Source organism: Rhizobium sp. P1_E1, from assembly GCF_056406015.1.
Genome location: NZ_JBFUAY010000217.1, coordinates 1 through 6,954, shown reverse-complemented (window position 1 = coordinate 6,954; position 6,954 = coordinate 1). Strand labels below are relative to the sequence as shown.

The 6,954-nt window shown below is 62.0% G+C and carries 8 protein-coding genes and 1 pseudogene; 8 read left to right on the top strand and 1 reads right to left on the bottom strand.

The window, feature by feature from the left end; all coding sequences use genetic code 11:
- The 4 genes from AC1D1Z_RS31875 to AC1D1Z_RS31860 form a co-directional block, all read left to right on the top strand.
- Window positions 1–362: 5-oxoprolinase subunit B family protein (locus AC1D1Z_RS31875; protein ID WP_477852841.1), on the top strand; the 362-nt coding region annotated here is incomplete at its 5' end.
- Window positions 359–1,354: a 5-oxoprolinase subunit C family protein gene (locus AC1D1Z_RS31870; protein WP_131647223.1), complete on the top strand. Its 996-nt coding sequence runs from the start codon at window positions 359–361 to the stop codon at window positions 1,352–1,354. The genes AC1D1Z_RS31875 and AC1D1Z_RS31870, both read left to right, overlap by 4 nt.
- 37 nt (window positions 1,355–1,391) lie before the next feature.
- A complete protein-coding gene (locus AC1D1Z_RS31865; RefSeq protein ID WP_477852838.1) occupies window positions 1,392–2,159 on the top strand; it encodes a 5-oxoprolinase subunit PxpA in 768 nt (255 codons plus the stop codon).
- Between the two features lie 61 nt (window positions 2,160–2,220).
- Entirely contained in the window at window positions 2,221–3,423 is a 1,203-nt protein-coding gene (locus AC1D1Z_RS31860; RefSeq protein ID WP_477852837.1) for a pyridoxal phosphate-dependent aminotransferase, read from the top strand.
- 19 nt (window positions 3,424–3,442) lie between these two features.
- Here AC1D1Z_RS31860 and nac read toward each other — a convergent pair whose 3' ends face one another.
- Window positions 3,443–4,402, bottom strand: coding sequence for a nitrogen assimilation transcriptional regulator NAC (nac, locus tag AC1D1Z_RS31855; protein ID WP_131647226.1), 960 nt, complete (start codon window positions 4,400–4,402; stop codon window positions 3,443–3,445).
- A 193-nt stretch (window positions 4,403–4,595) separates the two neighbouring features.
- On the opposite strand from nac, the gene AC1D1Z_RS31850 reads away from it, so the two are divergent.
- From AC1D1Z_RS31850 to AC1D1Z_RS31835, 4 genes and pseudogenes are all read left to right on the top strand, one after another.
- A complete protein-coding gene (locus AC1D1Z_RS31850; RefSeq protein ID WP_131647227.1) occupies window positions 4,596–5,399 on the top strand; it encodes an SDR family oxidoreductase in 804 nt (267 codons plus the stop codon).
- Complete coding sequence (locus AC1D1Z_RS31845; protein ID WP_131647228.1) at window positions 5,396–6,103, top strand: amino acid ABC transporter permease; 708 nt, start codon at window positions 5,396–5,398, stop codon at window positions 6,101–6,103. Before AC1D1Z_RS31850 ends, AC1D1Z_RS31845 begins: the two co-directional genes overlap by 4 nt.
- Complete coding sequence (locus AC1D1Z_RS31840) at window positions 6,100–6,858, top strand: amino acid ABC transporter permease (protein ID WP_018246882.1); 759 nt, start codon at window positions 6,100–6,102, stop codon at window positions 6,856–6,858. Before AC1D1Z_RS31845 ends, AC1D1Z_RS31840 begins: the two co-directional genes overlap by 4 nt.
- A pseudogene (locus AC1D1Z_RS31835) lies at window positions 6,855–6,954 on the top strand (amino acid ABC transporter ATP-binding protein); the annotation flags it as partial. The gene AC1D1Z_RS31840 and the pseudogene AC1D1Z_RS31835, both read left to right, overlap by 4 nt.

The window sequence follows — 6,954 nt, the reverse complement described above, 5'->3', positions numbered from 1 at the left end:
ATGCGACGGATCTTCCAGCCCTTTGCGATCTCTCAGGCTTGAGCGACCGCGAGGTCGTCCGCATCCATCATGAAGCGACCTACCGTGTGTTCGCCTTGGGCAGCGCTCCCGGTTTCGGTTATCTGCATGGTCTCGATTCCCGCATCTACATGCCGCGAAAGACCGTGCCCTCGCTGAAAATGCCGAAGGGCTGCGTGACCATCGGCGGCATGCAGACCGGCGTCGCCATGCTCACAGGTCCGAATGGCTGGAATTCCATTGGCTTCGCGACGCTTGAGATGTTCGACCCCACGTCACCGACCCCCGCGATGATGGCGCCGGGAGATACGGTGCGGTTCCTGCCGGCAGGGATTGAGCTATGATCGAGATCATCGAAAGCGGCCCGTTCAATACAGTGCAGGATCTTGGCCGCCCCGGCTATCGCGACATCGGCGTATCGGCGAGCGGCGCAATGGATCCGCTCGCGGTCCGGATCGGCAACATTCTCGTCGGCAATGACGAAGATGCCGCCGCGATAGAGGTGCAGACCTTCCCGTTCAGCCTGCGTTTCGAGCGGCGCGTCGTCTTTGCCGTTACCGGTGCCGACGGCAATCCCGATCTGGATGGATCGGAACTGCTTCCCTGGTGCGCCTATCTCGCGGAGCCCGGACAGGTTCTCGGACTGAAACAGCCTCCGCGGCTTGCACGCTCCTATGTTGCGCTCGGAGGCGGGCTGGATATCCCAGTTGTCATGGGCTCGCAAAGCACATCGCTCCGCGGCGGCTTCGGCGGCAATGCCGGCCGGCCCCTGGCGAAGGGCGATCGGATCGCGGTCGGCGAGGACGCAGAGATGGTCATGTTGCCGGCCTCTGGTCTCGCCGTCGTCGAACCGGCCGTGGCGCTGCGCGATGTCTTCCCGGCCACTGTCGACGGTGCTTTGCCGATCCGCGCCCTGCCGGCCGGCGAGCATGATCTTTTCGCCGGAGATGGCGAAGCCTTCTGGAGCCAGACCTGGAGGATTTCCTCCCGAAGCGACCGGACGGGCTACCGCTTATCAGGCGAGCCGATCACGCCGACAGCATCCATCGAGATGCGCTCCCACGGCGTCGTGCCCGGCGTGATCCAGGTTCCGCCCGGCGGCGAACCGATCGTGCAGATGAGCGATGCCAACACCGCCGGCGGATATCCGAAGATCGCCGGCGTGATCGAATGCGATCTCTGGCGGCTCGGGCAAGCCCGCATCGGCGCCCGCCTGAATTTCGTTCGCTCGACGCATGCGGAGGCGCGCAAGGTGGAACAGGCTGTCGCCTGCTATGTCGAAGACGTCAGGCAGACATCCCGAATGGTCAAGCGCGCCTTGAAGGCGATGGCCTGATGCGTGTCGCCCAAAAGGCCGTCAAAAGGAGGAACTGATGAAGATCGATCTGAATTCCGACATGGGCGAAGGATTTGGTCCCTATCGGCTGTGCGATGACGAAGCGATGATGAAACTCGTCTCGTCGGCCAACATCGCCTGCGGCTTCCATGGCGGCGACCCGGAGATCATGGGGCGCATGGTCCGGCTTGCGAAGCTGAACGGCGTCGGCATCGGCGCGCATCCGGGATTGCCCGACCGGCCGGGTTTCGGTCGGCGCGAAATACCATTCCAGGCGGACGAGCTTCGCCAGCAGATGCTCTATCAGCTCGGCGCACTGATGGCGATCGCCAAAGCCGAGAGTGTCACTGTCTCTCATATCAGCTTCCACGCGGCGATGGGCAATATGGTCAATCGCGATCCTGTGCTGGCCGATCTGATGATGGATGCGATCGCCACGGTCGATGCCGGTCTCGTCGTCTTCGTCACCCATGGCAGCGAGATTCAGCAGGCGGCCAAACGCGCGCGTTTGAAGACGTTGGCGCTTTTCCTTGCCGACCGGGCCTATGTCGCCGGCGGAAAACTCKTCGCGCGCGGGCTGCCGGGGGCCGTCATCAAGGACGAAGCTTCGGTGCGTGCGCGTGTGCGACAATTCCTGCTCGAAGGAACCGTCGAGACAATCGACGCAGCCGTGATCGCGATGCCGGCCCGCTCCATTCTCGTCCACAGCGACACGCCCGGCGCCTTGGAGCTTGCCGGCATCGTGCGCGGCGAAATCGAAGCCACGGGTGCCGCGCTCGCGCCTGCCGCTGAACTCGCCGACTGACGCAATCCCGATCGCCCGCGGGCGGTTTCCCGTTCCCATCTCTCATCGAAGGACCATGTCGATGTCCGTCATCGCTGACCGCCTGAAAAACGTCTCCATATCCGCATCCGCCGCCATGACCCAGCGCGCCAGGGAACTCGCCGMCAAGGGAATCAAGGTCGTCAGCCTCTCGTCCGGCGAGCCGGATTTCCCCACTCCGGCCCACGCGATTGAGGCGGCTCATGCGGCAGCTCTTGCCGGCGATACGAAATATCCTCCGATGGACGGGACGCCGGCGCTGAAGGCCGCCATCATCAGGAAGTTCAAACGGGACAATAATCTCGACTACGATGCCAGCCAGATCGTCGTCTCGGGCGGCGGCAAGCAGGTGATCTTCAACGCCATGCTGGCAACCTGCAATCCGGGCGACGAGGTCGTCATCCCCACACCCTCCTGGGTCAGCTATGCCGATATCGTCAAATTCGCCGGCGGCGTCCCCGTCGCTGTTTCCTGTCACGAGCAGGGCGGCTTCAAGCTGCGTCCGGAGGATCTGGAGGCAGCGATCACGCCGCGCACCAAATGGCTCTTCCTGAATTTCCCGAACAATCCGACCGGAGCCGCCTGCTCCAGGGCGGAGATGGCCGCCATCGCCGAGGTCATGCTGCGACATCCCAATGTCTGGATCATGACCGACGATATTTATGAACACCTGGTCTATGACGACTTCCAGTTCTGCACGATCGCGGAAGTCGAGCCCAGGCTCTATGATCGCGTCCTGACGATGAACGGCGTCTCCAAGGCTTACGCAATGACAGGCTGGCGGCTCGGCTTTTGCGCCGGGCCGAAAGACCTGATATCCGCCGTCAGCAACGTCAACGGACAGAATGGCGGCGGCATTGCGACGCTGACCCAGGCTGCGGCGACCGCCGCCTTGGACGGGCCGCAGGATCTCTTGAAGGAGCGTGCCGCGATCTACAAGGAAAGACGCGACTTCGTCCTCGACAGATTGTCGGAGGTGGAAGRGCTGCGCTGCCATAGGCCCGAAGGCGCCTTCTACATCTACCCCAATATCTCTGGGCTGATCGGCAAGACCAGCAAGGGCGGGCGAAAGATCGAGACCGACGTCGATTTCGTCATGGCTCTCGTCGACGAGCATCATGTCGCGACCGTGCAAGGGGCGGCTTACGGAATGAGCCCCTTTTTCCGGATTTCCTACGCCACGAGCATGGAAAAGCTCGGCGAAGGATGCGCGCGCATAGCTCAATTCTGCAAGGATATGCGCTGATCGGCGTCGCGCCTCGGGTTTAGCTTTTCAGCCGCGCCGTCAACTCGAGAAGGATGTCTCTGACGGCGAGGGCCGGTTCCGACAAGGGATTCTGGTCGGAAACGCACAGCGACAGTGTTTCTTCGATCCGCGGCGAGACGAGCCGGCAGATCAGCGGCTCACTCGATTCCGATACGATACGGTCGGCGATGGCTTTCGGCATGATCGTGGCGCCGAGACCGCTGCCCACCGCGCGGGCCAGAGTGCGGACGATTTCGACTTCCGCCACGACCTTCAAATTGGTGCGGGTGCGCGTGAAGGCGGTATCGACCGCGCGGCGGACGAAATTGTAGGCCGGCGGCAACAGCAGCGGTATTCCGTCGAGAGCATTGAGCGGAACCGGTTTCGCATCCGCTTCGATCGCAAAGTCCCGATGCGCGACAAGGAAAAACTCTTCGCTCAGGATCGGCTCGAACCGAACGCCCTTGATCGGTCCGGTTCCATGGAGAAGCGCCATCTCCAGCCGGCCGTTCATGATCATCTGGCTATAGGTCTGGCCGACGCTTTCGGTCAGATGCAGCAGAATACCGGGATGTCGTTTGCGGGTCTCCGCCAGGAGGTCGACCGACAGCGTGGCCGCACTGCTGAACGGCACCAGACCGACGGACACACGGCCGGCAAACGAATTGCCGGCTGCCGATGCATCSGCTTGCGCCTGCTCCATCTGCCGAAGGATAATCTGCGCGTGGCGATACACCGCGTGTCCCGCATCGGTCATGCTGACACCCTGCTGGCTGCGGATCAGCAGCTTGTGGCCGAAATGCTCCTCCAGTGCCGCAAGCTGCTGACTGAGAGCCGGCTGGGCGATATGCAGAAGGTCCGCCGCTCGCGTGATGCTGCCGCTGTCGACGATCACGATGAAAGATTTGAGGCGTCTGATGTCCATGAGGATCGGGGTACCGTTCTGATCTGCGCTGCTTACATGTTTGCAGACGCGCATTGCTTTTGCAACGCGACGCGGTCGCTGGCAGCCCGAGGCAGAGATACTGCGAGGTGATGCTGAGACCACCTCTTTCTCTTCTTCCAGCAGCCCTCCCGGCTCCATAACCGTTGCTTATTGCTCCAGAGATAATCGGTCTTAGGCAAGGGGTTAAAGCTTCGCTACTGTCTCAATCAACAACAAGGGAACGACAATGCCATTCTCCGACTACAAGACCGCACTGGTGACCGGCGCATCCTCCGGTATCGGCGCAGCCGTGGTTGAGCGGCTCCGCCGGGAGAACATCGAGGTCCATGCCGTTGCCCGCAGTGCCGAAGCGCTGCAGCAGCTGGCTGCGCGGACGGGCTGCGTCGCCCACGTCATCGACGTGACCGACCGTCAGGCCATGGCCGAGCTCACCCGTCGGGTGGAGTTCGATATTCTCGTCAACAATGCCGGTGTGGACCGRCCGAAGAAGTTCCTGGAAGCCGACGAGGGCGATATCGATCTCATCGTCGACGTCAATCTCCGGGCGGTCCTGCACATCTGCAGGCTGGTCGTGCCCGGCATGGTGGCGCGCGACCGCGGGCATGTCATCAACATCTCGTCGATCGCCGGCGCCTACAATTTCGGCGGCAACTCATCCTATCACGCCGCCAAGGCAGGGGTGAGCATGCTGTCCAACCAGCTACGCATCGACGCTTTCGGCAAGCGGGTACGGGTCACGGAAATCTGCCCCGGCCGGGTCGCCACTGATATCTTCAATCACGTCCACGGCGATGACCCCAGCATCCGCGAACGGTTCATCGACGGCTTCGAACTGCCGCAGGCGGCCGACATCGCCGACGCGATTGCCTTCGCCATAGCAGCCCCCGTCGCCGTCAATATCGGGCACATCGAGATCACGCCGACGCTGCAGGTTATGGGCGGGCTGCAGACGGCAAAGCCCCAGCCTTCGGCGAAGCCGGATCAATCCGCTGCGGCGAAGATGGATCAATCCGGGGAGCCAAGCCCGTGAGCGGTTTCGACCTTTCGGCAATCCTGGGAAATCCGGAATATACCGCCATGCTGCTGTATGGCATCGAGATGACCTTCATCATCTATGCCGGCTCCTGGTCGATGGCGATGGCGTTGGCGCTTCTGCTGCTGGCTTTGCGTTTGTCGCCCTTTCGCTTCGGCGATCCGTTAGTCGCCGCTTACGTATCCTACCACCGGAACGTCCCCACCCTGGTTCAGCTCATGCTGTGGTACTTCGGGATTTTCACGCTGATGCCGAGCGGGGTAGCCGAATGGCTCGCAGTCCATAATGCGGAGGCCATCTTCGCGGTGATCGGGCTCGGGCTCTGCCAGGCGGCTTATTTCAGCGAAGATCTTCGGTCGGGCGTGCGCTCGGTCAGTCCCGGCCAAATGCAGGCGGCTCGCGCCCTTGGCCATGGCTATGTCTCCGCGATGCGTTTCGTCATCATGCCGCAGGGCGTGCGCAACGCGCTACCGCCGCTCATCAATCACAGCGTTTCCCTGTTCAAGAACAGCAGTCTCGCCGTCGTCATCGGAGCCTCGGAACTGACGCATGCGGTCAAGGAAATCGAGAACCTCAGCTTCCGGACCTTCGAGATCTACCTGATCGGCACGGTTCTCTACCTTTTCTTCTCGCTCGTGATCATGAGCATCGGCGCCTATCTGTCGATGCGCACCGATCCTGCCAGGAGCGCGCGCGCATGATTCACGACATGATCGCCATCGTTCGAGACTACTGGCTGCTGCTGCTGATCGGCCAATATCCCAATGGGCCGCTTGGCGGGCTCGCCAATACGCTGATCCTTTCGGCGCTCAGCATCGCTTTCGCCTTTCCGGTCAGCATCCTGTTCGCATTGGCGCGGCTCTCCAAGTCGCCGCTGCTGCGCTGGCCGGTCACTGCGCTGGTCTATTTCACCAGGGGCGTGCCGCTGCTGATGCTCATCCTGTGGAGCTATTTCCTCGTTCCGCTGCTGACCGGCGCCGATGTACCGAGCTTCGTCACGATGCTGACGACGCTCGTGGTCTATCAGAGCGCATTCCTGAGCGAAGTCGTCCGTGCCGGCATCGTCGCGCTCGGACCGGGCCAGATGGATGCGGGGCGTGCGCTTGGCCATGGCTATCTCGGTGCGATGCGCTTCATCATCCTGCCGCAGGCGCTCTACAACATGATCCCCAGCATCATCTCCACCTTCGTCTCGACGATCAAGGACACGACGCTCGGCTACGTGATCAACGTGCCGGACCTGACCTTTGCCGCAAGCCAGGTCAACAACCAGCTCCTGACCCAGCCTTTCCAGGTCTTCCTCATTCTGGCGATCGTCTACTTCGCCATCTGCTGGACGCTCACCTACTTCGCAAATCGCCTCGAGCGGAGCATCACACGGCGGCGTGCGGGACTTTCCAACCTTCCCTCTGCCGCCTTGGTCGCGCCATCGAAAATCATATCGGAGCAGCTATGACCATGTCAGTTTCAGCACAGGAATTGCAGACGATCCGGCTTTCGCAGGTCTGCAAGAGCTACGGCGACTACCCGGTCCTGAAGGACATCGATGCGC

Excerpts from the sequence above, each read along its gene's own strand:
- AC1D1Z_RS31870 (WP_131647223.1), top strand. The coding sequence starts at position 359 with ATGATCGAGATCATCGAAAGCGGCCCGTTCAATACAGTGCAGGATCTT.
- AC1D1Z_RS31840 (WP_018246882.1), top strand. The coding sequence starts at position 6,100 with ATGATTCACGACATGATCGCCATCGTTCGAGACTACTGGCTGCTGCTG.